Annotated in this window: 20 protein-coding genes; 6 read left to right on the forward strand and 14 right to left on the reverse strand. The window is 62.2% G+C overall.

Features of this window, described 5'->3' with window-relative positions; translation table 11 throughout:
* Positions 1-149: 149 nt before the first annotated feature.
* Both EKO19_RS06580 and EKO19_RS06585 read left to right on the forward strand, forming a co-directional pair.
* Positions 150-728 (forward strand): RNA polymerase sigma factor, encoded by a 579-nt coding sequence (locus EKO19_RS06580; RefSeq protein WP_129775549.1) that lies wholly within the window; start codon positions 150-152, stop codon positions 726-728.
* Position 729: 1 nt separating this feature from the next.
* Positions 730-1,758, forward strand: a complete 1,029-nt coding sequence (locus EKO19_RS06585; protein ID WP_129775550.1) for a FecR family protein — start codon at positions 730-732, stop codon at positions 1,756-1,758.
* A gap of 10 nt (positions 1,759-1,768) precedes the next feature.
* Here EKO19_RS06585 and EKO19_RS06590 read toward each other — a convergent pair whose 3' ends face one another.
* From EKO19_RS06590 to EKO19_RS06625, 8 genes are all read right to left on the reverse strand, one after another.
* Positions 1,769-2,914 (reverse strand): methionine aminotransferase, encoded by a 1,146-nt coding sequence (locus EKO19_RS06590; RefSeq protein WP_129775551.1) that lies wholly within the window; start codon positions 2,912-2,914, stop codon positions 1,769-1,771.
* Positions 2,915-3,102: 188 nt separating this feature from the next.
* Positions 3,103-3,939: an ABC transporter permease subunit gene (locus EKO19_RS06595; RefSeq protein ID WP_129775552.1), complete on the reverse strand. Its 837-nt coding sequence runs from the start codon at positions 3,937-3,939 to the stop codon at positions 3,103-3,105.
* Positions 3,936-4,943: an ABC transporter permease subunit gene (locus EKO19_RS06600; RefSeq protein ID WP_129775553.1), complete on the reverse strand. Its 1,008-nt coding sequence runs from the start codon at positions 4,941-4,943 to the stop codon at positions 3,936-3,938. Before EKO19_RS06600 ends, EKO19_RS06595 begins: the two co-directional genes overlap by 4 nt.
* A complete protein-coding gene (locus EKO19_RS06605; protein ID WP_129775554.1) occupies positions 4,940-6,082 on the reverse strand; it encodes an ABC transporter ATP-binding protein in 1,143 nt (380 codons plus the stop codon). The genes EKO19_RS06600 and EKO19_RS06605 overlap by 4 nt, the downstream gene beginning before the upstream one ends.
* A 20-nt stretch (positions 6,083-6,102) precedes the next feature.
* On the reverse strand, positions 6,103-7,254 hold the full coding sequence (locus EKO19_RS06610) for a polyamine ABC transporter substrate-binding protein (RefSeq protein WP_129775555.1): 1,152 nt from the start codon (positions 7,252-7,254) through the stop codon (positions 6,103-6,105).
* A gap of 63 nt (positions 7,255-7,317) precedes the next feature.
* The gene (locus EKO19_RS06615) at positions 7,318-8,706 is read right to left on the reverse strand and encodes an aspartate aminotransferase family protein (protein WP_129775556.1); all 1,389 of its coding nucleotides are present in this window, start codon (positions 8,704-8,706) and stop codon (positions 7,318-7,320) included.
* A gap of 88 nt (positions 8,707-8,794) precedes the next feature.
* Positions 8,795-10,129: a glutamine synthetase family protein gene (locus EKO19_RS06620; RefSeq protein WP_129775557.1), complete on the reverse strand. Its 1,335-nt coding sequence runs from the start codon at positions 10,127-10,129 to the stop codon at positions 8,795-8,797.
* Positions 10,130-10,132: 3 nt separating this feature from the next.
* Positions 10,133-10,897: a gamma-glutamyl-gamma-aminobutyrate hydrolase family protein gene (locus tag EKO19_RS06625; protein ID WP_217705148.1), complete on the reverse strand. Its 765-nt coding sequence runs from the start codon at positions 10,895-10,897 to the stop codon at positions 10,133-10,135.
* Positions 10,898-11,259: 362 nt separating this feature from the next.
* Here EKO19_RS06625 and EKO19_RS06630 point away from each other — a divergent pair, with 362 nt between their 5' ends.
* Complete coding sequence (locus EKO19_RS06630) at positions 11,260-12,519, forward strand: glutamine synthetase family protein (RefSeq protein ID WP_217705149.1); 1,260 nt, start codon at positions 11,260-11,262, stop codon at positions 12,517-12,519.
* Between the two features lie 231 nt (positions 12,520-12,750).
* Here the strand turns inward: EKO19_RS06630 and EKO19_RS06635 are convergent, their stop codons facing one another.
* On the reverse strand, positions 12,751-15,921 hold the full coding sequence (locus tag EKO19_RS06635; RefSeq protein ID WP_129775559.1) for an amidohydrolase family protein: 3,171 nt from the start codon (positions 15,919-15,921) through the stop codon (positions 12,751-12,753).
* 90 nt (positions 15,922-16,011) lie between these two features.
* On the opposite strand from EKO19_RS06635, the gene EKO19_RS06640 reads away from it, so the two are divergent.
* Together EKO19_RS06640 and EKO19_RS06645 are read left to right on the forward strand one after the other, a co-directional pair.
* Complete coding sequence (locus EKO19_RS06640; protein ID WP_129775560.1) at positions 16,012-17,295, forward strand: NAD(P)/FAD-dependent oxidoreductase; 1,284 nt, start codon at positions 16,012-16,014, stop codon at positions 17,293-17,295.
* Between the two features lie 142 nt (positions 17,296-17,437).
* A complete protein-coding gene (locus tag EKO19_RS06645) occupies positions 17,438-19,486 on the forward strand; it encodes a hybrid sensor histidine kinase/response regulator (protein WP_129775561.1) in 2,049 nt (682 codons plus the stop codon).
* Here EKO19_RS06645 and queD read toward each other — a convergent pair whose 3' ends face one another.
* The 5 genes from queD to EKO19_RS06670 form a co-directional block, all read right to left on the reverse strand.
* Positions 19,487-19,843, reverse strand: coding sequence for a 6-carboxytetrahydropterin synthase QueD (gene queD, locus EKO19_RS06650; RefSeq protein ID WP_129775562.1), 357 nt, complete (start codon positions 19,841-19,843; stop codon positions 19,487-19,489). It abuts the gene before it with no gap.
* Between the two features lie 54 nt (positions 19,844-19,897).
* Positions 19,898-20,272, reverse strand: coding sequence for a hypothetical protein (locus EKO19_RS06655; protein WP_129775563.1), 375 nt, complete (start codon positions 20,270-20,272; stop codon positions 19,898-19,900).
* A gap of 223 nt (positions 20,273-20,495) precedes the next feature.
* Complete coding sequence (gene rlmKL / locus EKO19_RS06660; protein WP_129775564.1) at positions 20,496-22,718, reverse strand: bifunctional 23S rRNA (guanine(2069)-N(7))-methyltransferase RlmK/23S rRNA (guanine(2445)-N(2))-methyltransferase RlmL; 2,223 nt, start codon at positions 22,716-22,718, stop codon at positions 20,496-20,498.
* A 160-nt stretch (positions 22,719-22,878) separates the two neighbouring features.
* Positions 22,879-23,754: an N-carbamoylputrescine amidase gene (gene aguB / locus EKO19_RS06665; RefSeq protein WP_129775565.1), complete on the reverse strand. Its 876-nt coding sequence runs from the start codon at positions 23,752-23,754 to the stop codon at positions 22,879-22,881.
* Between the two features lie 27 nt (positions 23,755-23,781).
* Complete coding sequence (locus EKO19_RS06670; RefSeq protein ID WP_129775566.1) at positions 23,782-24,330, reverse strand: cupin domain-containing protein; 549 nt, start codon at positions 24,328-24,330, stop codon at positions 23,782-23,784.
* A 157-nt stretch (positions 24,331-24,487) separates the two neighbouring features.
* On the opposite strand from EKO19_RS06670, the gene EKO19_RS06675 reads away from it, so the two are divergent.
* On the forward strand, positions 24,488-25,810 hold the full coding sequence (locus EKO19_RS06675; protein ID WP_129775567.1) for an omega-aminotransferase AptA: 1,323 nt from the start codon (positions 24,488-24,490) through the stop codon (positions 25,808-25,810).
* Positions 25,811-25,921 lie beyond the last annotated feature (111 nt).

Consider the following 25,921-nt stretch of genomic DNA (forward strand, 5'->3'; position numbering starts at 1 on the left):
CCCCAGTATTTTGTAGCGGCCCGCCCTTGGTGGCGATGCCTATTGGTAATAGGCTGGGCACGCGTGCTTGAGTCACTAGTGCCGTCACGGTGCGATTTTTTTCCGCCGCGACTAGTGACTCTGGCCGGCAACACCAGTCGGTATCCTATATGGCGAACCAGAGCGTGCCGCGAAAGAACGACCAGCCGACCGACCCGTCGGAGCTGGCGGCGCGCGCGTTCGAAGAATTTCGCAGCGGGCTGTACCGCCTGTTGCTTCGCCGCCTGCGTAACGCCGAGACCGCGGAGGATCTGGCCCAGGAGGTCTACCTGCGCCTGTTGCGAACCGCCGATCCGGCGGGGGTGCGCTGTCCGCAGGCCTACGTGTACCGGATTGCATTCAACGTGCTGTATGAGTTTCGGCTGCGCGAGCGCGACCGGCCGATGTTGTTCGATTCGGCGGTGGTCGAGCACGCCACCGATCAATTGCCCGACGAAGCCGCGCGGCCCGACGAGGTCTACGAGCACACCGCGCAAACGCACGAGTTCGAACAGGCCATCCAACGACTGCCGCCCATGCAACGCGCGGTCCTACGGCTGGTCACTCATCACACGCTGTCGCATGCGCAGATCGCCGAGAAATTGGGTATCTCGGTGAGCACGGTGCGCAATCATCTGTACAAAGCCATCGATCACTGCAGGCATTACGTCGCTGCCGAATCGTCGGCGTCCGCGCGAAAGGAGTTCTGACATGCGCGCCAGTCACCGCGAAACGCACACCATCAGCGAACAAGCCTCTCAATGGCTGGGCGTCCTGGCCGAAGGCGGCGAAGCCGAGCATGCCGAGTTCCTGAAGTGGCTCAAACAATCGCCCCGTCACATCGAAGAATTCCTGTTCGCGAGCGCCACCTGGCAACGACTGCGCCAAAGCGCCGTCAGCCATCCCATGGAGATCGACGCCATCCTCGCCGAGCTCGACGAGGCGAAAGGCGCGGCAGTGATCCCGCTCAAGAAAGACATATCGCCTCGTTCGCCGCTGCCGCAGAACGCCGCCGTGGGCGCCAACAGCAAGTTCGGCCGGCAGGCCCCGTCCCGCTGGCGCTGGGCAGCCGCGGTGGCCACCATCGCCATCGCAGCGGCTTACTCATGGTGGATGATTGGTAGCGCCGGCCTCTATGCAACAGCGGTGGGCGAACAACGGATCGTGCAGCTTGCCGATGGCTCGGTGCTCTATTTGAATACGGACTCCCGCACCCGGGTGTCGTTCTCCGACCAGGCTCGAGACGTCGAATTGCTCGAAGGCGAAGCGTTGTTCGTGGTCGCTCACGACACGACGCGGCCGTTTCGCGTCAAGGCCGGAGCCGCGGTGATTCAAGCCGTCGGCACGCAGTTCAACGTCCATCGCCTGCGCAACGACACGCATGTTGCGGTGCTCGAAGGCCGGGTGAAACTGGCGAACACCTTGCTCAGCGCCGGCGAAGAAGCCGTCATCACGAATCGGGGCGGTATCGCGAAACAAGCGATCGCGGATAAGAATCAAACCACCGCCTGGCGCGAGCGTCGGCTGGTATTTCGTGCCGCACGGCTGGAAGACGTGGTGAACGAGATCAACCGCTACAATACCCGCCGCTTCGAGATCGAAGGCGCGACCGCTCGTAACACGCGACTCACCGCCACCTTCGACGCCGACAGCCCCGAGTCGCTCGCGACCTTCTTGAAACAATACAGCGGCCTGTCGGTGCACCCCGCTGGCGCCGGATTCGTGATTCGTTCGCAGTGAGCGGCGCTCCTCAAAGCTTGCAGAGCCGCTCGGCCGCCGCTTCCAGGGTCGAGTCGTTCTTGGCAAAGCAGAAGCGCAGGACGTTGAGCTTCGGTGGCGCCGTGTAGAACGGCGAGACCGGGATCGAGGCCACGCCGGCTTCGCGCAACACGCGGTCGGCGAACTCGACGTCCGTCTGGTCGGTGATGGCACTGAAATCCAGCAGCTGGAAATAACTTCCAGCGGCTGGGGTCCAGCTGAAACTCGAATCGCGCAGCAGCTCGAGAAAACGATCGCGCTTGGCCTGATAGAACGCACTCAATCCTGCGTTGTGCTCCGGCACTTCCTTGAGGAAGTCCGCGATCGCCAGCTGCAGCGGATGCGCGATGCTGAATGTATTGAACTGATGTACTCGCCGGATCTCGCGAGTGATATCCGGCGGCGCCACCGCGTAGCCGACGCGCCAACCCGTCGCATGCATCGTCTTGCCGAACGAGAACACGGCGACGCCGCGCTCATACAACTCGGGATGCTCGACGAGGCTCGCGTGACGAGCGCCGTCGTAAATCATGTGTTCGTAGACTTCGTCTGAAATCACCAACGCATCGGTCGGCCTGAGGATCTCCGCGAGAATGTCCAACTCCTTGCGCGGAATCACCGTCGTCACCGGATTGTGCGGCGTATTGATCATCACCAGCCGCGTGCGCGGCGTGATCGCGGCACGCACACGATCCCAATCGATCTGGAACCTCGGCGGATCGAGCGGAATATGAATCGGCCGACCGCCCGCCGAGATCACCGCCGGCGCGTACGAATCGTAGGAAGGATCGAACAGGATCACTTCCTCGCCCGGATGCACCAGCGAGACGACGGCGGAAAAGATCGCCTCGGTCGCCCCGAGCGTGACCGTAATTTCACTATCGAGATTGGGGAGGCGGCCGTAACTCGCCGCGAGCTTCAGCGCGATTTGTTCGCGCAACTCCGCGACACCAATCATCGGGGCGTACTGGTTCTGGCCCGCCGCGACGTGGTGAGCAAGCAGGTCCTTCAACCTGGCAGGCGCATCGTAGTCGGGAAACCCTTGCGCCAGATTGATCGCGCCCAGCTCCCGGGCACGATTGGTCATCACGGTAAAAATCGTCGTGCCGATGTGCGGCAGTTTCGAACGGATCTTCATCTCCGCCCCCACGGATAATCAGGCGCGCATTGTCGCCGATGCTTCAGGCGGCGGCGATAGCAGGCAGGGAACATCTGATCAATTGCCACTATTCGACTTCATCGGCTTCGATCGGCGAAGCATTTCAATCAGTTGCAAACTTGCCGGGACCAGGGAAGTCGATTAATCAGAGCTTCAGTAGGTCTTATTTATTTAGCAGCAGCCGCCATCTGCATGTCACGCAAGCGGCGTTTTTCCTGGCGCGCCATGAAGATGCCGGCCAGGATGACACCGATGGTCACGAGAAGCACGATGATGGTGGCGAGCGCGTTGATGTCCGGGCTCACTCCCAGGCGTACCTTGGAAAAGATCACCATGGGCAGTGTGCTCGAGCCCGGGCCGGATACGAAGCTGGTGACCACCAGGTCGTCCAGCGAAATCGTGAACGACAGCAGCCAGCCGGAAACCAGCGCCGGTGCGATGATCGGCAAGGTGATGAGAAAGAATATCTTCGCCGGTCGCGCGCCCAGATCCATCGCCGCCTCTTCCAGCGAATCATCGAGCGAGGACAGTCTGGACTGCACGATCACCGTCACGTACGCCAGCGTCAGTGTCATGTGAGCGATGGTGATGGTCGTGAAGCCCCGGCCGGCGGGCCAGCCGAAGGCCCCCTCCATCACCACGAACAACATCAGCAGCGACAGACCAGTGATGACTTCCGGCATGACCAGCGGCGCAGTCGTCATGCCCGACAACAGCGTGCGGCCACGAAACTTGCCGAAGCGCGCCAGCGCCAGTCCGGCCAGTGTGCCGAGAATGACGGCGCCTGTGGCGTTGATCGCCGCGATCTTCAAGGACAGCCACGCGGCATCCAGGATCTGGCGGTTCTCGAGCAGGCGACCGTACCACTGGGTCGAGAAGCCGCCCCACACTGTGACCAGTCGCGACTTGTTGAACGAGTAGACGATCAGCGACAGGATGGGGATGTAGAGGAACGCGAAGCCGAACACGAGCACGGAAATGCGGAACGTCGATGACTGCTTCATCGATGCGCTCCACGAGCTTCGGCAGCCTGCGCCCGCTGCAACAACACGATCGGAATCACCAGCAGCAACAACAACGCAATCGCCACGGCACACGCCGCCGGCCAATCGCGCTTGGTGAAGAACACCTGCCACAGCACCTTGCCGATCATCAACGAGTCCGACGGGCCCAACAGCTCCGGAATCACGAACTCGCCGACCGCCGGGATGAACACCAGCATGGAGCCGGCGACGATGCCCGGCAGGGACAACGGCAGCGTGATGGTCATGAACGTCTTGAACGGCCGCGCGCCCAGATCCGCCGCCGCTTCGAGCAAGGTCAGATCCATTTTTTCCAGGTTGGAATACAGCGGCAGGATCATGAACGGCAGGTACGAGTACACGATGCCGACGTAGATCGCGAAGTCCGTCTGCAACATCACGATGGGCTCGTCGATGAGCCCGGTCCACATCAGGAAATTATTGATGAGCCCGTTGTTCTTGAGAATGCCGATCCACGCGTACACCCGCAGCAGGAACGACGTCCAGAACGGCAGAATCACCATCATCAATAGGATGTGACGCCACGTCGACTGCGCACGAGCCACCGCATACGCCATCGGATAGCCGATCAGCAGACACAGCACGGTGGAGATCCCCGCGACCTTGATCGAGTTGAGATAAGCCTTCCAGTACAGGCTGTCCTCGACCATGCTGTAGAAGTTCTTCAGATGCACGTTGATCTGCATCACGCCGCCTTCCATCCACTGCACCAGCGGTTGATAGGGCGGAATGCCGATGCGCGCATCCGAGAACGCGATCTTCAGAACGATGATGAACGGGACCAGGAAGAACAGCAGCAGCCAGAAATAAGGGATGGCCGCGACCGCCGTGCGCCCCGTGATTCCCCAGCGCACCAGACGGGCCTGCGTCCAGCGATACGGCGGCAGGCGGTGCAGGAAATCGAGAATCAGCTGAACTCCCGCGGAGTGACGATGGCGGCGCGGCGCTTCAGCACGCGCGCTCATTCGCTCAGCACCACGGGACTGGAGGCATGCCAGCTCAGATACACCGTCTGCTCCCAGGTGATGGAATCGTCGGCATGCCGATACGTGTTGGGCTGCGTGACGCGCACGATCTTGTTGGAAGCGAGCTGCACCAGATACACGGACATGTCGCCCATGTACGCGATCTCCTTGACCACGCCTTGCGTGACGTTGTCGGTCTGCGCGGGCTTCTCGGTGGAGATATTGATCTTCTCCGGACGAATCGCGGCGGACACCACCGCGTCGGGCGCCGAGCTCACGCCGTGGTCGACGTAGACCGTGCCGCCCATCTCGGGCGAGTCGATGCGCACGTGATCCGGCTCGTCCTCGATCAACCGGCCTTCGAACATGTTCACGTTACCGATGAACTCGGCGACGAACCGGCTGTTCGGATACTCGTAGATGTCCTTGGGCGTGCCGACCTGGATGATCTCGCCCTGGTTCATCACGCCGATGCGCGACGACAGCGTCATCGCTTCTTCCTGGTCGTGGGTCACGACCACGAACGTCACGCCGAGCTGTTCCTGGAGATTCACCAGCTCGAACTGCGTGTGCTCGCGCAGTTTCTTGTCGAGCGCGCCGAGCGGCTCGTCGAGCAGCAGCAGCTTGGGACGCTTCACCAGCGACCGCGCCAATGCGACGCGCTGCCGCTGACCGCCCGACAGCTGATGCGGTTTGCGTTTGGCGAACTGCTGAAGCCGCACGAGCTTGAGCATGTCGTCGACGCGCGTAGCGATCTCGTCCTTGGCCACGCCGTCCTGCTTCAGGCCGAACGCAACGTTCTGCTCCACTGTCATGTGCGGAAACAGCGCGTACGACTGGAACATCATGTTCACCGGCCGCTCGTACGGCGGCAGATCGGTCACGTCGACGCCGTCGATGAAGAGCTTGCCGCTGGTGGGCTCTTCGAAGCCCGCCAGCATGCGCAGCAGCGTGGTCTTGCCGCAGCCCGAGCCGCCGAGCAGGCAGAACAGCTCCTTCTTGTAGATCTTCAGCGAGACGTTGTTGACCGCGACGAAGTCACCGAATTTCTTGGTGACACGATCGATGTGCACGTAAGGAACAGCTTGCGGATCGTTCCAGACCGCAAGCTGTTGCTGGGGCCGCGGATTCGTGGCCATGCAGTGTCTTACTTTGTTTGTTATTGACCGGTGGTGAACTTCTGCCACAGGCGCGCCATGGTCGCGGTGGCCTGTTCGCCGTAAGCCAGCGACGGGAACAGCTTGGCCTTCACTTCCGGCGTCGGATACACGCCCGGATCGTTCTTCACCTCTTCCTTCACCATCGTCAGCGAGTCGGCGTTGCCGTTGGCGTAGTTGACGAAGTTGGAATTGTTGGCCGCGACCTGCGGATCCATCAGATAGTTGATGAAGGCATGCGCATTCTTCGGGTGCTTGGCATCGGCCGGGATGGCCAGCATGTCGAACCACACGATGGTGCCTTCCTTCGGAATCGAGTACGCGATCTTCACGCCCTGGCCGGCTTCGGCGGCACGGTCGCGTGCCTGCAGGATGTCACCGCTCCAGCCGACCGCGATACACAGATCGCCGTTGGCCAGATCGTCGATGTACTGCGAGGAGTGAATCTTGCGGATGTACGGACGGATCAGCTGCAGCTTCTCGGCCGCGGCGGTCAGGTCCTCGTCCTTCTGGCTGTTCGGATCGCGGCCCATCCATTGCAGCACCACCTTGAGGATTTCATCCGGCGCGTCCAGCACGGAGATGCCGCAGTCCTTGAACTTGGCGATTTCCTTGGGATCGAAAATCTGATTCCAGGAATCGAGCGGCTTGTCGCCCAGGATCTTCTTGACCTTGTCGACGTTGTAGCCGATGCCGGTGGTGCCCCACAGGTAGGTCACGGAATGTTCATTGCCCGGATCGTGGAGCGCGACGCGCTGCTGAATGTCCGGATCCATGTGCGACAGGTTCGGGATCTGGCTCTTGTCCAGCTTCTGGAACACGCCCGCCTTGATCTGGCGCTCCAGGAACGAGGCCGACGGCACCACCACGTCGAAACCGGAATTGCCGGCCAGCAGGCGGGTCTCGAGCATGTCGTTGGAGTCGAAGACATCGTAGGTGACCTTGATGCCGGTCTTCTCCTCGAAGTTCTTGATGGTGTCCTCGGCGATGTAGTCCGACCAGTTGTAAACGTGCAGGACCTTTTCTTCGGCGGCGGCGGCGCCCGGAGCGTCGGCCTGTTTTGCTTCTTCCTTCTTGCCGCAGGCAGCGACGGCCAGAGCGATCGCCGTGACGACCAGCCCGGCGCGCAGTGAACTGTTGAACGCCCTACTCATCAGGAATACTCCCCGCAACGTTGGTTGTTGCGGGGGAGCGTAACGCAGAAGCAGGGGCCTGGGCTACAACCTGCCCTGCCGATGTAACTCGTCCCGGGTCTGATCCAAAGCGGCGCGCGCCTTTTCGACCAGTTCATCGATTTGCGCATGCGTGATGACCAAAGGCGGTGCAACGATCATGGTGTCACGCACCGCTCGCATCACCAGCCCATTGGCGATGCACAGGTCCCGGCAGATGACACCCACTTCGCCGGGGTCCGGGAAGTTCTGCCGCTTGGCCTTATCCTTGACCAGCTCGAGCGCGCCGATCAGTCCCACGATGCGAGCTTCACCCACCAAAGGATGGGACGCCAGCTCCGCCCAGCGCCGTTGCAAGTACGGCCCCACGTCGTCGTTGACCCGTGCGACGATGCGCTCGTCACGCAGGATCTTGATGGCGGCGCAGGCAACCGCGCAGGCCACCGGATGCCCCGAGTACGTGAAACCGTGGTTGAACTCGCCGGCCTTGACGGTCATGACCTCGGCCACCCGGTCGCCGACCATGACCCCGCCGATCGGCAGATAGCCCGAGGACAGGCCTTTGGCGATGGGCATCAGGTCGGGCCGGATGCCGAAATATTCCGAGCCGAACCAGCGGCCGGTGCGGCCGAAGCCGCAGATGACCTCGTCGGCGATCAGCAAGATGCCGTATTTGTCGACGATGCGCTGGATCTCGGGCCAGTAGGTCGACGGCGGGATGATGACGCCGCCCGCGCCCTGGATGGGCTCGCCGATGAACGCGGCGACTTTCTCCGGACCGACCTGCAGGATCTTTTCTTCGAGCGCCCGCGCCGCGACCAGGCCGAACTCTTCGGGCGACAGGTCGCCGCCTTCGCCGAACCAATAGGGCTGACGGATGTGCACGATGCCAGGAATAGGCAAGCCGCCCTGCTCGTGCATGGGCTTCATGCCGCCCAGGCTGGCACCGGCCATGGTGCTGCCGTGATACGCATTGTGACGACTGATGATGACGGTGCGTTCGGGCTGCCCGAGCACGTTCCAGTAATGACGCACGGTGCGCACGACGGTGTCGTTCGCTTCCGAACCTGAACCGGTGAAGAACACGTGCTTGAACTGCGGCGGCGTCACTTCGGACAGCAACCGCGCCAGCTCGATGGCCGGCGGATGAGCGACCTGGAAGAAGCTGTTGTAATACGGCAGCTCCTGCATCTGCTGGTAAGCGGCGTCGGCCAGCTCACGCCGGCCGTACCCCAGATTCACACACCACAGCCCGGACATGCCGTCGAGAATGCGACGGCCGCCGGACTCATATAAGTACACGCCCTCGGCGCGCGTAATGACCCGCGTGCCTTTCTTGCTCAGCGCCGCGTGGTCGGTGAATGGATGGATGTAATGGGCGGCATCGAGCGCCTGCCACTCACTGGTACTGCGATCGGGAATGGAAGACGCCATGTTGACCCGCTGAGCTGTCCGCTACCGATTATCTAAAACGACGAAAATAAGCCATGGTGGTTACACGTCGAGCACTCGCGTGCCCGCCTCATACATTGAGTAGCAGGTGCTCGCGCTCCCACGAGCTGATCACCTGCAAAAACGTTTCGTATTCGTTCTCTTTCACGGCCGCGTAGGCGATGACGAAACGCTCGCCGAGGATCTCGATCAACGGCCGGCAGTCACGCAGCAGCCGCAGCGAATCTTCGATGTTGCGGGGAAGAGAGAACGGCAAGTCATACGCGCTGCCGGTGATGGGCTCGCTCGGCTTCAGTCCTTCGACCATGCCGAGATAGCCGCACGCCAGCGAAGCTGCGATGGCCAGGTAGGGATTCGCGTCGGCGCCGGCGATCCGGTTTTCGACACGACGATTCTTGGGATTCGACACCGGCACGCGTAGTCCCGCGGTCCGATTGTCATAACCCCATTGTGTATTGATGGGCGCGGAGTAATGCCGCGTGATGCGCCGGTAGGAATTCACGTTCGGCGCGAACAGCGACATGGCGGCCGGCAGATACTTCTGCAGGCCGGCGATGTGCGAGAAGAACAGCGGCGACGGACGGCCTTCGGCATCGCTGAACACATTATTACCGGTGCGACGATCCACGATGCTCTGGTGGATGTGCATGGCGCTGCCCGGCTCGCGGGCCATCGGCTTGGCCATGAACGTCGCATACATCTTGTGACGGAGCGCGGCTTCGCGCGCCGTGCGCTTGAACAGGAACACCTGATCGGCGAGCGACAGCGCATTTCCATGCAACAGATTGATTTCCATCTGCGCGGCGCCGTCTTCGTGAATCAGCGTGTCGATCTCGATGTCCTGCGCTTCGCAGAACGCATACATGTCGTCGAACATCGGATCGAACTCGTTGACCGCCGCGATCGAATACGACTGACGCCCCACTTCGGGACGACCCGAGCGGCCGATCGGCGGCTTCAACGGATAGTCGGAGTCGGTGTTCGGCTCGACCAGATAGAACTCGAGCTCGGGTGCGACCACTGGATCCCAGCCGTGCTGCGCATACAGCTCGAGCACGTGCTGTAACACATAGCGCGGCGCCATCGTCACCGGCCGGCCGTCGGAATAGAAGCTGTCATGAATCACTTGCGCGGTCGGCTCGGCCGCCCAGGGCACCACGCGAACGGTGCTCGGATCGGCCTTCATCACCACGTCGATTTCCGACGGGCTGATGGCGCGCTCCTCATCCGGATAATCGCCGGTGACCGTCTGCAAGAAGATGCTCTCGGGCAGTCGCATGCCTTCTTCTTCGGCGAACTTCGCCGCCGGCATCACTTTCCCGCGCGGCACGCCGGCCATGTCGGGAATGACTGCCTCACACTCTGAAATGCCGTGTTCTTTGAAAAATTGTTGAATGGCGCTCATACATCACCTTGCCGCTCTCTGGCGGGCACGCTCGCGCGCGGCTTCGCCAAAGGCAGCGAACAGCGCACGCGAAAAAGGGTTGTCCTGGAACTTCCACTCGGGATGCCATTGCAACCCGAGCGCGAGCGACGGTGCATCCGCCGCCCGAAAAGCTTCGATCACTCCATCCGGGGCCCGAGCCTCGACGAGGAGACCGGCACCCAAGGTCTGCACTCCCTGAGAGTGCAACGAATTCACTTTCAACCGCCGCTCACCCGACAGCCGCGCGAGCAGCCCATCCGGTGTCAGCTCGATGTCATGCGCCGGGCCGTACTGCTCATCGAGCGGCGCCTCCGTGTCCTCGCGATGATTCTGGTAGCCCTGCACTTCGTGCAGCTTCTGCCAGAGCGTGCCGCCGAACGCGACATTCATCTCCTGGAAGCCGCGGCAGATCGCCAGTAGCGGCAAGCCCGCTTCGATCACTCGCGGAATCATCGGCAGCGTCGTCGCATCCCGATACGCGTCGTGCAACGTGCCCGGATCGCTGGCGGGACCGTTGTACCGATGCGGCTCGACGTTCGATGGACTGCCCGTCAGCAGAATTCCATCGAAGTCCGCCAGCAGCTCACGCGCTTCCAATCCGTCTCCCAGCGAAGGAATCAGGACCGGCACCGCTTGAGCGCCTTCCGCCACCGCGGCGATGTATTTCTCGCCGACGCAGTGGAAGTAATGGTGGCCCAGCAGACGCCTGTCCGCCGGAATACCGATAAGGGGCCTGCGAGTTGACACGTTTAAGATCTTTAACAACCGGCTGAATCAGCAGCCTGGTCGCGAGGCGTCATTTAACCACAACCGGAGCCCGGCCGCCCGTCCAGGATGGGAGGGTGGGGCTGAAATTCTCTATTTTCAATGGCTTAATGATGCCATATTGCTGGCCGCCCTCTTGCCGCCGGTCGCCGCGACTGGCTATCCTCGCGGCAGTTACATCGCCCGGTGACGTCTCAGGGCGTCCCCAAATCTTAAACAGGTAAACCCTTATGGCGGTCACTGACCCCTCTGTGCAGCTGACCTCCTTCCGGCAGCAACATCCCCATACGCGCTTTATCGATGTGCTACTCGCGGATTTGTGTGGAATCCCGCGCGGTAAGCGCGTGACCATCAACGAGCTGCCCGGGATGTACAGCGGCAGCTTCCTGCTGCCCGGCTCGATGTTCGCGCTCGACGTGCTCGGCGGCACGATTCAGGAAACCGGCCTCGGCTTCGACGAAGGCGACGCCGACCGACGCTGCCTGCCTATCGACGGCACGCTGGTGCCAGTGCCCTGGCGGCCGGGCGAAGGTATCGCGCAGATGCAGGTGTCGATGGTCGATCACGACGGCTCCCCTTTTTATGGAGACCCGCGGCATGTGCTGGCTTCTGTGCTGAAGCGCTTCTCGGCTTTGGGGCTGACGCCGGTGATTGCGATCGAGCTGGAGTTCTATCTGCTCGACACAGAGCGCACCGTCGACGGCCGCGCGCAACCGCCCCGCCTGCCCCAGACCGGCCGGCGCGAATATCAAACGCAGATCAACTCCATGGTGGACTTGAATGAATACTCGGCGGTGCTCGCCGAGATCTCCGCCGCTTGTGAGATCCAGCAGATTCCCTCCGGCACGGCGCTGGCCGAGTACGGGCCGGGGCAGTTCGAGGTGAATCTGCACCACTCCTCAGAGGCTCTGCTCGCCTGCGATCAAGCGATTCGATTCAAGCGACTGGTGAGAGGCGTGGCTGCTCGACACGGCATGGAAGCTACATTCATGCCGAAGCCCTACATGGATCATGCGGGCAGCGGAGCTCACATTCATGTGAGCATGCTCGATCGGGACGGCCGGAATATCTTCGCGTCCGACGACCCCACGGGCAGCGATCGATTGAAGCATGCAATCGGCGGACTTGCCGCGACCATGGCGGATGCCATGTTGATCTTCGCCCCGACGGCGAATTCCTATCGGCGCTATCGATCCGAGTCGTATGTACCGTTGAACCCGAGCTGGGCGGTGAACAATCGCGGCGTGGCCCTGCGCATTCCCGCCAGCACGCCGGAGAATCGGCGCATCGAGCATCGGGTTGCGGGTGCGGACGCGAATCCTTATTTGCTGACGGCAGCCGTACTCGCCGGCATTCACTATGGCTTACAGCGCGACCTCGACCCAGGCGCCCCGGTGGCCGGGAACGCGTACCGCGATGCCGTTACCACCCTGCCCATCACCTGGCCCGAGGCCGCGCTGAAGTTCGAATCCAGCGCTGTGTTACGCGACTACCTCGGCGAGAAATTCCACCAATTGTTCGTGACCACCCGCCGCGGCGAACTGCAGGCGTTTGAGTCGCATATCAGTCCGCTGGAATATGCGTGGTACGCGCGAACATGTTGAGCCATACCTAACTACTCACCCTCTTAAACTCGCCAGCCGTACCTCCAACGTGTCGGCGCAGGATAGGGGGTGGTACCTCGTCCCGGCAGATTCGAGGTACAGGGACGTGTTCTCGTATCAGGGCACACCATGGACGTGCGCCTAGGAGCGCAATGCGCGACGGGCGAGCCCGGTGCCGGGACGAGGTACCACCCCCTAGCCTGCGCGAACCACTGACGCCGACTCCGGTCTTCAGGGCGGCGCGTCCTTCCAAAACCACAACGTTTCGAGCTTCTTCTCTCGAGGCCAAACCTCATCAAGCGTACTAGCGTCGTAGATCCTTCCGTTCTTCATTACCAAACTCAGCGAGCTCGTATTGGTGATATCCGCGAGCGGATCGCGATCCAGAATCAGCAGGTCTGCGAACTTGCTCGCCTCGATGCTGCCGATCTCCGTCGCCCGACCAATCACCTCACTCGACCCAATCGTCGCCGCACGCAACACTTCATGCGTCGTAGCCCCTCCGGACGCATACGCCTCCAGCTCCCAGTGATACCCGATGCCCTGCATCTCGCCGTGACTGCCCATGCCGACCAACCCACCCGCTCGCTGAATCGCCAACGCATCCGCCGCGAACGTCGAATAAGTTTGATCTTGATGGCGGGTCCACTTCTGCGTGCGCGTCTTGACGTCCAGCAGCCCGCCTGGAATAAACCGCCGAACTTTCGGATCGCCCTGCGGCACATGACTGATCGTCATTTCATACAACGCCGGCCTACCTCCATACAGAACACTGATCGTCGGCGTGTATGAGATGCGGCTGCTGGCGAACAACTCGATCACGTCTTTGCGCAACGGCGAGACCGGCAGCGCGTGTTCATTCCCCGAGAAGCCATCCAGCGCGTGCGTGAGATTCAAACGAAAATCGGAGGCCCCTTCCGTCGTCGGCATCATCCCGAGCGCACTCGCGCCTTGAATCATGAACTGCCGCTCCTGCCTCCCACCGACCATGTACGACTTGATATTCCGCGTGCGGTAGTAATCGCGATAGCGCGTCAATACGTTGCGCGCATCCGCTTCCGAATGAATCTCGCTGCTCACGAACACGCCCGGCCCGGTGGAATAAGCACGCGGTCCCAACATCATCCCGGCGTCGATCATGTCCTGATAACCGAAGACATCGACAGTGAACGGCTGCACATCGAGCCCTGCCGTCACCCCGTAAGCAAGATTCGCCAGGAACGGCCACTGATTCGGCTCCAGGATGTCCCGCCGGATCTCCGCCCAATGCGCGTGCGTATCGACAAACCCCGGCACGATGTACTTCCCGGAAACATCGCGCACAACCGCGCCCGCCGGCACCTGCACACCGCCCCGCGCGCCGACGCCAACGATCTTGTTATTCACAACCACAACATCCGCGTTCGGCAGCACTTCATCGCCACGCATCGTGATCACCGTCGCGCCCCTCAACACCACCGCACCTTCCGGCACGTCGCGTTTGACCTCGACCACCGCGTCGAAGCGCTCAGCTGACTGCTCTGCGTCCGTCACATTGCTCAACGAAACGCGACGGAACGATGAGCCCACCGACCAAGTGATCGTGCGCCCGCCCTCAGCCCATCCGAAATAGTCCGCCCCGACTGCCGTGAGCTTCATCACCTTCGTAGCAGGCGCCAGCAGATTCACAACCGCCGGCTCATCACCCAACGTGGGTGGCACAGCGACCAGATAGAGCTGCGACGCGGCCTTGGCCAGCGCCCACTGCCCATCGGGACTGAGTCGCACCTCGTCGACGGGCGCCGGGCCATCGACATACTGCGACGGATGGCGCGACAGAATGACGACGACCCGCCGCGGCTCCGCCGAAGGCTCGTCGATCCGCAGCGTCTTGACAGCTTCGGGCGTGAAGAAACGAATCAGATTCGGCTCTCGACCGAAATCCAGGAAGCGCGCACCGTGAGCATGGGCAATCAGCTGCGCATCGCCGCCACTCACCGGCAAACGAATGATGTCGGTCGCACGACTCGGATCGATCTCCGATCGCGTGCGCAGTCGATCGTAGTGACTCGCCCGCAGCGCCAGCACGCTCTTGCCATCCGGCGAGAACACAGGCTCGGTGTAATACGCCGCTTCTTTGGTGATTTTCTTCGGAGCGCCGCCGGCGCGAGCGGGCATCGTCCACACCTGCCCGCCATCGAGCGGACTCCAAGTCACGAATGCAATCGAGCGGCCATCCGACGACCACGACGGCTGCACGCCCGCGCCCAAGGCACGCGGTTTGGCGTTCGCTTGCAGATCGAGCAGATATAACTGACCCAACGCGGAGAACACGACCGAGCGACCGTCCGGCGACTGCCGCGGCCGCTGAATCACTCGTACTCGAACCGGGCCGGTTTCCTCGTGCTGCTCGACTCGCGTCTGCGGACCGAGATCGAGCTCGACCTTCGCGGTGAACGGAATATCGGCCAGCTTGCGTCCCGCCAACTCCAGCCGCTTGATCTTGCCCCCGACGCTCAGAATGAGCGCGCGATCGTCCGACGTGAAGGTGTAGCGCGGCAGCAGATTCGCGTAGTAACCGCCGTCATGCCCATCGCGATCGACCGGATACAACAGCCATTGATCGTCGCCCGAATTCAGATCGCGGATGCGCAGGCCCGTGTCATTGAGATGGCGACTGGCGTACACCAACTTGCGACCATCGTGAGACACGACCGGCTGCATCGCCTCACCGAGCGAATTGACGATCTCCTCGTCCTTGCCGGAGCGCAGGTCTCGACGAGTGATGGACCACTGCGGCGGCTCCTGCTCGGTCCAGGTGGTACCGGCCTTCGAGGAGAAATACATGTAGCGACCCTCGGGCGAGAGCACCGCGCCCAATACGTTGCGCCGATTGTCGAAGTCCTCCGTTCCCGACGGCTTCGCCTTCGTCACCTGGGTGCCGACGCCGCCATCCTTGTTGAACATGAAGACTTCGAACGCCAACGTCGCATGCACCATGCGAGAGGCGTACAGATATTGGCCATCGGGCGACCAGCTCGGCCCGGTCCACATGACTGCCCCTTCATCCTGCGAGATCTGCTGCGGATTGCTGCCGTCCGCATTCGCGATCCACAGATTATTGGCGCCCGAGCGATCGCTGATGAACGCGAACTGCCTGCCGTCGGGCGAGAACACAGGATTGGCGTCGAACGCCGGCCCGGACAGAACCAGCCGCGCCTGACCGCCGCCGCTGCCGATGGAATAGATGTCGCCCAGCAGATCGAACAGGATGCTCTTGCCATCGGGCGCAACGTCCGGCGCCAGCCACGTGCCTTGATCCGTCTCGAACGCGATGTGCCGCGTCGACGCGAGCGGCAACGACGCGCCAGCGGTCACCGCACCGAACGACAGCAGCGAAGCAATGAAGGCCCTTGTGATCATGCGTTCGATCCCTAATGGACGGGTTAACTATGTATGAAAGACGCAGCGGCACGGAAAACCGTAAGATAGAGACCCGGACTGGAGCCCGATTTGACCACCGATCGCAACACCGCCGTCTCCTACTACGCCGCCTCCGCGAATCCCGCACCCGAGCATCCCCAGCTCAAAGGCGATGTGACCGCGGACGTTTGCGTCATTGGCGGCGGCATTGCGGGCTGCTCGACGGCGCTCGATCTCGCCGAGCGCGGCTATAAAGTCGTGCTGCTCGAAGGGCAGCGCATCGGCTGGGGCGCCTCCGGCCGCAGCGGCGGCCAGGCCATCAGCGGTTATGCGAGCGGTCAAAGCAAGCTGGTCCAGCAGGTCGGCATCGAGAACGCGAAGCGGATGTGGGACATCTCGCTGGAAGGCCTGCAGCTGATCCGCGATCGGGTCGCCAAGTACAACATCGACTGCGACCTGCACTGGGGCCAGATGCACGTCGCCATCAAACCCCGCCAGCGCGACGCGCTCTTGCACGAGAAGCGCGAAGCCGAGGAAATGTACGGCTATCGCCAGCTGGAGTTTCTGGAACGGGCGCAGGTCGAATCGAAGCTGGAGACCCAACGCTATTGCGCCGGCCTCTACGACAGCGGCGGCGGACATTTGCATCCGTTGAATTACACGCTGGGCCTGGCAGCGGCAGCGAGCGCCGCGGGTGTGGCCATCCATGAGCGTTCACTCGTTACAAACATCAGCTACGACCAGCCCGCGGTCGTGAGCACGGCGAACGGCCGGGTCAAGGCGAAGTTCGTCGTACTCTGTTGTAACGCTTATTTGAACGCGCTCGTACCGGCACTGCGCTCGCGCATCATGCCGGTGGGTACATATATCGTCGCCACCGAGTCGCTCGGCGAAGCACGCATGCAGCGACTCATGCGTGAAAACATTGCCGTCACGGATATCAACTTCGTGCTGGATTACTTCCGGCGCTCGGCGGACGCTCGTTTGTTGTTTGGCGGCCGGGTCAGTTATTCGGGCCTGGACCCCTTCAACACCGCGACCGCCACCCGCAAGCGCATGCTCAAAGTGTTTCCTCAGCTGGCCGACGTGCGGGTCGAATACGCCTGGGGCGGTTATGTCGACATCACCCTGAGCCGCGCCCCCGACTTCGGCCGCCTGGCGCCGCATATCTATTATTTGCAAGGATTCTCGGGGCATGGAATCGCGCTCACCGGAATCGCCGGCCGCCTGGCGGCCGATGCCATCGCCGGCCAGGCCGAGCGCTTCGATCTATACACCCAGCTGAAGCACCGGAATTTCCCCGGCGGCGAGCTGCTCCGTATGCCGGCACTGGTCCTGGCCATGCTTTGGTACCGGGCTCGCGATTTGCTCTAGCCCAGCGGCGCATCCTGGAACTTCCTTTGCTCTAGAGCATTGACCCTTGGCGCTCGGCAGATCTGGCCGCCGAGATCTCCTGAACGCCATAAAATATTGGGTCGCCGACCGCGAGGCGCCCCGGGTTCCAATCAGTGCGCGAATGAACCAGGTGACGGATACCGGCTCGACGCCCCACGCTCCCGCCAGCGTCGCGGCCGCCCCAGCGCCGGCCGAAGCCCGGCACCGGCCCGGCATCCTGCTGGTCGACGATCAACCCGCCCGGTTGCTGACCTATGAAGCCGTGCTGGCCGGTCTGGACGTCGAATGTGTACGCGCTTTGTCGGGCAGAGAAGCACTCAAGCAGCTGCTGACCCGGGAATTCGCGCTGATCCTGCTCGACGTGAACATGCCCGAGATGGACGGATTCGAGACCGCCCGCATGATCCGTGAACATCCCCGCTGGGAGCGCACGCCGATCATTTTCGTGACCGGCATGAACATCACCGAGCTGGACCAGCTCAAGGGCTACGAAGTCGGTGCCATCGATTACATTTCCGTGCCTGTGGTGCCCGAAATTCTGCGCACCAAGGTCACGGTGCTGACCGAACTGCATCAGCGGCGACGCCACCTCGAAGCGCTGAACTCGTCGCTGACCCAGGCACGCAACGAGCTGGAAGTCCGCCACGCCAATGCGCTCGCCGAACGCGACGCCCAGCTCCATGCCATCTTCGAACATCCCACCGAGTTGTTCGTCGTGCTTCAGGCGGTGCGAGATCCCGGGGGAACCATCGTCGATTGGCTGTTCCGGGACGCGAACACGAATTCCCTCGAGCTGCTCGGCCACAACCGCCAGCAGTTGCTCGGCTGCCGACTGACGGAGATGTTCGATCCCGAGCACGCCAGCCGCGTCATCGCCAAATGCGCGCAGGTGCTGCAGACCCGCCACGTCACTCGCTACGAAAGCCAATTCCGCAACCAGGACTTTCTGGTCACGCTGTTTCCAATGGGGCCGGACTGCGTCGTCAGCTCCGGCACCAACATCACCGAGCGCAAACAGACGGAAGCGGCACTGAGGCAAAGCGAAGCACGCTATCGGGCCAGTGAAACCCGGCTGCGCGAAGCCAATGCGCGCAAGGATGAATTCCTGGCGATGCTGAGCCACGAGCTGCGCAATCCCGCCGCCGCCATCGGCAACGCGGCACAAGCGCTGTCGCGCCTGGTGAATCATAAGAAAGAGCAAGCGCTGATCGGCATCGTCGAGCGGCAGATCGGTCATCTCGGCCACTTGCTGGACGACTTGCTCGACGTGTCGCGCATCACCCAAGGCCGCATCGAGATCAACCGCGAACGGCTCACGCTGCAGTCGTGCATCGACATGGCGATCGAAACGACCCAGCCGCTGATTCAAGAAAAGAAACACCGGCTCACCTCGAGCATGTGCCCCGAACCGCTCTGGGTGAACGCCGACAAGGTGCGCCTCGCTCAATGCATCACGAACCTGCTGACAAATGCCATCAAGTACACCGAGCCCGGCGGCGAGATCCAGGTGCGAACCATGACCGAAGACAGCTCGGCGATCGTGACGATCGCCGACAACGGCATCGGCATGCCGCCCGAACTGATTCCTCGCATGTTCGAGCTGTTCGTGCAGGGTGAGCGCGCGCTGGACCGCTCGCAAGGCGGCCTGGGCATCGGGCTCGCCGTGTGCCGCATGCTCATCGAAATGCAGGGCGGCACCGTAACGGGCAACAGCCCAGGCGCCGGCCGCGGTTCGACTTTTACCCTGAGGCTGCCGCTCGCAAACGAAACATCCGATTCGTCGATCGCCGAAACCGCCGGTAGCGGCGGTCCGGCACGCGTCATGATCATCGATGACAATCGGGACGCGGCCGACTCGCTCGCACTATTGCTTCAGCTCGAAGACCACTCGACGCTGACCGCCTACTCGGGCGCGGACGCGCTCTCACAGGCGGCGAGCTTCAATCCGCAGTTCGTGCTGCTGGATATCGGTTTGCCGGAAATGGATGGTTATGAAGTGGCGCGCCGGTTGAAGACGCTGGTCCCGCATGCGCGCCTGATCGCAGTGACCGGCTACGGCCTGGCCGGGGACAAACAACGCTCGGCCGATTCAGGCTTCGAGGCGCATCTGGTGAAGCCGGTGAGCCTCGACGATATCCAGGCGACGTTCGCCTCGCTGGCGAAGCACTGATCAGTCGCCGCGATACTCGCAGCCGCTGGTGCAAGTCTCGTGAATCACGACCTTGCTCAACAGCGGCAGCACCGCCTTGGTCTGCTGCCACACCCAGCGCGCCAGATTCTCGCTGGTGGGATTCTCCAGCCCCTCGATCTCGTTCAGATAATGATGATCGAGCCGGTCGTAGATGGGCTGGAAGGCGGCCTTCACATCGGCGAAATCCATCACCCAGCCGGTCGCCGCATCGACCTCGCCGTCGAGGTGCAGCTCGATACGGAACGAGTGCCCGTGCAGGCGCGCACACTTGTGGCCCGCCGGAACGTTCGGCAGGCGATGCGCGGCCTCGACGGTGAAGACACGGAAAATGTTCATATGTGAAAAAGGCGCCGCAAGCGGCGCCTTTCGATTATCTCAGCTGCTGAAGAATTACGCAGCTTTGCGACGACGCGAGCTGGACGCGCAGCTGCAAGTGCCACAGGTGCAACGGATGCCGCTGCAATCGCCGCAGACAGCGAAGTCCACCGAGCCGTAGTGACGGCGGCACGACTCGCAGTACGGCTTGCGACGGCCCGTACGGGCGGTCCGGTACGACTCGACGGCGGCCGCGCTCTGGTTCGCCGACTCACCCTCGCAGGGATTCAGATCCTTGCTGACGATCCCACGCATGAAGGTGCTGGAGGTCATCGAGCCGACCTTGAACAAGCGCATCTGTTCGCGGGCCAGACCCATCTGCGCGACCGGGTCGTAGATCACGACGCCCAGCTTGGGATGAAAATGAACCTGGAACGGATCGCCGCTCATAACAATCACTTCACAATCGAGTATGGGTGTGTGGCCCGGAGTGGGGGCCTGTAACGCGGGCGCAATTGTGCTGCAACGGGTCCGTCATGGCAATGCGCTTGCGCCGGTATTCGACGCTTTTTTTACGCGGGAAAACGCAGGGGCCACCCATTCCACGCAGCGTTTCCCTTAAAGCCCCTCACTCGCCGGTGGCTATTCGGACCACTGGCGGTGGGTCTTTCGCTCAGGGCAGGGCCGTCCTGCCAGCAGATTTTTCAGTAACTTCTGCCTTGGTTTCAGCGGCGGCCCGACGCCGTAAGACATAACAGGCGTGGATGCGCGGGTTGCGCTCGAAGTCCTTCGGCAGCGTGCGCCGGCCGATATCCTCGATCTCGAATGCGGCGAGCCCGTCGCGATCCAGGCGAAAACGCGTGTAATTGTTCGAGAACACGATGGTGCCATCAGGGGTCAACAGCTGTGCAGCAAGCGTCAATAGCTCGACGTGGTCCCGCTGCACGTCGAAGTCCTGGTCCATGCGTTTGGAGCGTGAGTGCGTCGGCGGATCGATGAACATCAGATCCCAACGTCGCGATTTGTCACATTGCTCGCGCAGCCAGGCCAGGCAGTCGGCCTGCACGAAGCCGTGCTCCGGGCCGGCGAGATTGTTCAAGGCCAGATTGCGCTTGGCCCATTCGAGATAAGTTCGGGACATATCCACCGTCGTCGACGACGCGGCACCGCCGCCCGCCGCATAAACAGTCGCCGTGCCCGTGTAAGCAAACAAATTCAAGAAACGTTTGCCACGCGCCAGCTCGCCGACATGACGACGCGTCAGCCGGTGATCCAGAAACAGCCCGGTATCCAGATAGTCGGTGAAATTCACCGTGAACCGGTACGGCTGCTCGCGGACGATGTGATATTCGCGCTCGTTATCGAGCTTCTCGTATTGAGTACCGTCTTTCTGCTGGCGACGCTCGCGAATGAACAGGCGATCCGCGGCGAGGCCCAATTCGTGCGGAATCACGGCCAGCGCTTCATTTCGGCGCGCACGCGCCGCTTTCGGCTCAATCGTCTTCGGCGGGGCGTACTCCTGCACGACGACCCAGCGGTCATCTTCGCCATTGCCGTACTGGTCGATGGCGAACGCGTACTCGGGCATGTCCGCATCGTAGATGCGGTAACAATCGACGTTCTCGCGCCGCGCCCAGTCCTGCATCGTCTTGATGTTTTTGCGTAAACGATTGGCGAACATCTGTGCGCCAGGCCGCTCGCGCACCTGGGCCGCATCCGGCGGCGGCTTGCGCTCACCGATGTAATCGGCAGGCGTTACCTCGAAGCGCAACAGCCGGCACTCGATGCGCCCGTTGAACAGCGTGTGCGTCCGGCGCGCATTGATGCCGACGGCTTTGGCCAGCGGCGGATTGCCCGTCAACACTGCCGCCTTCCACCCCTCGAAGTGCTCGCGCAACTTCGCGCCCAATGTTTGATAGAGCGCCTGCAATCGATCCTGTTCACCGATGCGCTCGCCATACGGCGGATTGGTGACCACCAGCCCGGTCGCCGCCTCGCTCTGACGCGTCAGCTGCTCCAGATCGCGTCGTTCGATATGTACAACTCCACGCAGCTTCGCGCGTTCGACGTTCTCGATCGCTGCGCGCACCGCAGTCGCGTCAGCGTCGTAGCCACGCAATGTGACTTTCCTCGTCGCCGCCGCTTCCCGGCGATCGCGAGCTTCCTGGATCAGCCGTTCCCACAACGCACGATCGTGACCGCGCCAGCGAATGAAACCGAAGTAGCTCCGCAACAGCCCGGGCGCCACGTCCAGCGCCATCAGCGCGGCTTCGATGGGCAGCGTGCCCGAGCCGCACATGGGATCGACCAGATCGCCGCCTTGCTCGGCGATGGCGGGCCAGCCACAGCGAAGCAATACGGCCGCGGCCAGATTCTCCTTCAAAGGCGCAGCGACACCCCGGGCGCGATAGGCGCGTCGATGCAAGCTGTCGCCGGAAAGATCCAGGCTGACGGTGGCACGATCGCGATCGAGCCGCACATCGATGCGAACATCGGGCTGCTCCAGCTGCACGGACGGACGCTCGCCGGTTCGCTCACGAAATTGATCGACGATGGCGTCCTTGGTCTTCAGCGCCCCGAAATGCGTGTGCGTGATGCCGCTCGACGAGCCGCCGAAATCGATGGCGAGCGTGCCTGTCGGATTGAGGTGTTGTTGCCAGTCGATGCTCGAGATGCCCTGATACAGCTCTTCTTGAGTCGCGGCCGGAAATGTCCCGAGAGGCAACAGCACCCGACTCGCCGTACGAGACCACAAGCACGCACGATAGGCGACTTCGAGCGAGCCTTCGGCTTGAACGCCGAGTTTGAACTCGCGCGTCTGAGTCGCGCCGCAATCCCGCAGCTCCGCGGCAGTGAGATCCGCAACGCCCGGCGGACATGAAACGAAAATTTGCATGAATAACCTTTACCCGCGCCTGCGCGCGGTCCCTCCTACTCGGAGAGAGAAAGAAATGAACGCGACGGTCCCGCCCAAACGCAGAGAAGAAACGAGCCCACGCGCTCCCACCCGGAGAAAGAACTTAAGTAGCGCTCGGCCTGCCGGAGAGCGCCGCGAATCAGCTCGCGCGCTGCCGGCCGTCGAGCGTCATGATCGGGCCGTACAACTCCGGCCGGCGATCGCGGAACACGCCCCAAGCGTTGCGATAGTTACGAATCGCATCGAGGTCGAACGTCGCAGTGAGGATCGCCTCGCCCTCGCGCGGCGCCTGCTTCACGATCGCGCCAGTTTGATCGGCGATGAACGACGAACCGTAGTAAGTCACTTTCCAACGCTCGCCCTGCTCGGTGCCGACGCGATTGGACGCCACCAGCGGCATGATGTTGGACGCGGCATGTCCCTGCATCGCGCGCTGCCAATGATCGCACGAGTCGATGCTCAGGTCCTGCGGCTCCGAACCGATGGCCGTCGGATAGAACAGAATCTCCGCGCCCTGCACGGCCATCGCACGCGCCGACTCGGGAAACCATTGATCCCAGCAAATCGCCACGCCGATGGTGCCGAAGCGCGTCGGCCACACCTTGAAGCCGGTGTCGCCGGGCGAGAAATAAAACTTCTCGTGATAGCCCGGGCTCTCGGGAATGTGCGCCTTGCGATACGTCCCCAGCAGCGAGCCGTCCGCATCGACGATCGCGACCGAGTTGTAGAACGCGTTGCCGGCACGCTCATAGACGCTGCAAGGGAGCACCACGTTCAGCTCGCGCGCCAGATCCTGGAAGCGGCGCACGGCTGGATTCTCCGCGATCGGCATCGCCACCGAGAAACACTGCGGGTTGTGCTCCTTGCAGAAATAAGGCGTCTCGAACAGCTCCTGGATCAGGATGATGTTCGCCCCCTGCCTGGCCGACTCACGCACCAGCCGCTCGGCGGTGGCGAGATTGGCCGTGCGATCCGGCGTGCTGGCGAATTGAGTGGCGGCAACAGTGGTCTTCATGACTGCTCGGGCGCTCTGAAGTAACAGTTAGAACGTGGGCGGCGTGCTGGCGCTGACGATCTCACAGGCCTCGTCGCCGACATTGCGGAACCGGTGCGGGACCGCGCTGGTGAAATAGTACGCGTCTCCGGGCCCGAGCACTCTGCTTTGACCCCCTACGGTCAATTCGATGTGGCCGGTCAGAATGATGCCGCCCTCCTCACCCTTGTGGCTGAGCATGTCGGCACCCGTGTCCGCCTTCGGCCGATACCGCTCGTGCATGATGGTCATGGCGCGGTGGGTCCGTTTCGCCGCCACCAGCCGCAGCTGCACGTCGCGATCGCCGATGTCCGCCAGCTCGTCGCGGGCGTAGAACACTTGGGGAGATTCCTGCAAATCCAAGGTGAAAAAATCGGCCAGCGACATCGGCACGCCGTCGAGCACCTTTTTCAGCGAGCTCACCGACGGACTGACCCGATTCTGCTCGATCAGCGAAATGGTGCCGTTGGTGACGCCGGCACGCTTGGCCAGCTCGCGCTGGGACAGCCCGTACATCATCCGGACCGCCTTCAAATGACCGCCTACATCGATGCTCATTGGCGCCTCGTTCATCCCAAGGCGTTTAGAATAATAGACAACCTTCCCCGGCGACTAGCACTTTATTGCGCTTTTTCGCAGGAATATTTGAGGCGCGTGTTGATTTTTCTTATCATCCCACGCATTGTCGATCTCCAATCCAATTCAGGCGGTGACCATGTCCTCGGCCCTCACGCGCGATGCTCTCGAAGCTTTCTGGATGCCCTTCACCGCCAACCGGCAATTCAAGAGTCAGCCGCGCTTGCTGGCCCGTGCCGAAGGGATGCATTACTGGACACCCGACGGTCGCAAAGTACTGGACGGGTGCGCCGGCCTGTGGTGCGTAAACGCGGGCCATGGCCGCAAAGAGATCACCGCCGCGGTCGCCGAGCAGATGGCGACGCTGGATTACGCGCCGGCGTTTCAGATGGGACATCCCGCCGGCTTCGAGCTGGCGAACCGGCTGGTCAAGCTCATGCCGGGCGATCTGAATCACGTGTTCTTCACCAACTCCGGCTCGGAGTCGGTGGACACCGCGCTGAAAATCGCGGTCGGTTATCACCGCCTGAAAGGCCAGGCTTCACGCCAGCGACTGATCGGGCGCGAGAAGGGTTATCACGGCGTCGGCTTCGGCGGCATCTCCGTGGGCGGCCTGGCGAGCAATCGCAAACTGTTCGACTCGATGCTGTTGAACACCGACCATCTGCGTCACACGCTCGACATCGAACACAACGCATTCACCCGCGGCTTGCCCGAGTGGGGCGTGCACCTCGCCGACGATCTGGAGCGCCTGGTGACGTTGCACGATGCATCGAGCATCGCCGCTGTGATCGTCGAACCAATGGCGGGCTCCGCCGGCGTCATCCTGCCGCCGAAGGGTTACTTGCAGAAGCTGCGCGCGATCTGTGACAAGCACGGCATTCTGTTGATCTTCGACGAAGTCATCACCGGCTTCGGCCGCCTGGGCACTCCGTTCGGTACGCAGTACTTCGACGTGATGCCTGACATCATCACGACCGCGAAAGGCCTGACCAACGGCGCGATTCCGATGGGCGCGGTATTCGTTCGCAAGCAGATCTACGACGCCTTCATGCAGGGCCCGGACGGCATCGAGTTCTTCCACGGCTACACCTATTCCGCGCATCCGGCCGCGTGTGCCGCCGGTCTCGCGACTCAGGAAATTTACGAGCGCGAAGGCCTGCTGACCCGTGGCGCTGAATTGGCGAAAGCGTTCGAAGACGCAGTTCACTCGCTGCGCTCGGCACCGAACGTCATCGACATTCGCAATCTCGGCCTGGTCGCAGGCATCGAGTTGCAGACTCGCCCGGGCGCTCCGATCGGCGCGCGCGGTTACGAAGCGATGGTGAAGTGCTTCGAGAAAGGCATCTTGATTCGCATCACCGGCGACACGATCGCGCTCTCGCCGCCGTTGATCATCTCCACGGCGCAAATCGACGAGCTCGTGACTCGTCTCGGCGAAGTGCTGAAGACCATATCGTAGTCTCCCGCCTACGCGCTCACTTCGAGGCCACGTGGTCGCTGGATGCAGCGACCACGCAAGGTGAGATGCATCGCTCAGTTTGGAAAATGCCTCCTGGCCAGTCGGCGCCGC

The sequence above is a fragment of the Peristeroidobacter soli genome (assembly GCF_004138485.1).
Classification (GTDB): Bacteria; Pseudomonadota; Gammaproteobacteria; order Steroidobacterales; family Steroidobacteraceae; genus Steroidobacter; species Steroidobacter soli.

Excerpts from the sequence above, each read along its gene's own strand:
- EKO19_RS06585 (WP_129775550.1), top strand. The coding sequence starts at position 730 with ATGCGCGCCAGTCACCGCGAAACGCACACCATCAGCGAACAAGCCTCT.
- EKO19_RS06590 (WP_129775551.1), bottom strand. The coding sequence starts at position 2,914 with ATGAAGATCCGTTCGAAACTGCCGCACATCGGCACGACGATTTTTACC.
- aguB (WP_129775565.1), bottom strand. The coding sequence starts at position 23,754 with ATGAAGACCACTGTTGCCGCCACTCAATTCGCCAGCACGCCGGATCGC.
- EKO19_RS06635 (WP_129775559.1), bottom strand. The coding sequence starts at position 15,921 with ATGATCACAAGGGCCTTCATTGCTTCGCTGCTGTCGTTCGGTGCGGTG.
- EKO19_RS06600 (WP_129775553.1), bottom strand. The coding sequence starts at position 4,943 with ATGAGCGCGCGTGCTGAAGCGCCGCGCCGCCATCGTCACTCCGCGGGA.
- EKO19_RS06615 (WP_129775556.1), bottom strand. The coding sequence starts at position 8,706 with ATGGCGTCTTCCATTCCCGATCGCAGTACCAGTGAGTGGCAGGCGCTC.
- EKO19_RS06645 (WP_129775561.1), top strand. The coding sequence starts at position 17,438 with ATGAACCAGGTGACGGATACCGGCTCGACGCCCCACGCTCCCGCCAGC.
- EKO19_RS06595 (WP_129775552.1), bottom strand. The coding sequence starts at position 3,939 with ATGAAGCAGTCATCGACGTTCCGCATTTCCGTGCTCGTGTTCGGCTTC.
- EKO19_RS06620 (WP_129775557.1), bottom strand. The coding sequence starts at position 10,129 with ATGAGCGCCATTCAACAATTTTTCAAAGAACACGGCATTTCAGAGTGT.
- EKO19_RS06610 (WP_129775555.1), bottom strand. The coding sequence starts at position 7,254 with ATGAGTAGGGCGTTCAACAGTTCACTGCGCGCCGGGCTGGTCGTCACG.
- queD (WP_129775562.1), bottom strand. The coding sequence starts at position 19,843 with ATGAACATTTTCCGTGTCTTCACCGTCGAGGCCGCGCATCGCCTGCCG.
- EKO19_RS06580 (WP_129775549.1), top strand. The coding sequence starts at position 150 with ATGGCGAACCAGAGCGTGCCGCGAAAGAACGACCAGCCGACCGACCCG.
- EKO19_RS06670 (WP_129775566.1), bottom strand. The coding sequence starts at position 24,330 with ATGAGCATCGATGTAGGCGGTCATTTGAAGGCGGTCCGGATGATGTAC.
- EKO19_RS06655 (WP_129775563.1), bottom strand. The coding sequence starts at position 20,272 with ATGAGCGGCGATCCGTTCCAGGTTCATTTTCATCCCAAGCTGGGCGTC.
- EKO19_RS06675 (WP_129775567.1), top strand. The coding sequence starts at position 24,488 with ATGTCCTCGGCCCTCACGCGCGATGCTCTCGAAGCTTTCTGGATGCCC.
- EKO19_RS06605 (WP_129775554.1), bottom strand. The coding sequence starts at position 6,082 with ATGGCCACGAATCCGCGGCCCCAGCAACAGCTTGCGGTCTGGAACGAT.
- rlmKL (WP_129775564.1), bottom strand. The coding sequence starts at position 22,718 with ATGCAAATTTTCGTTTCATGTCCGCCGGGCGTTGCGGATCTCACTGCC.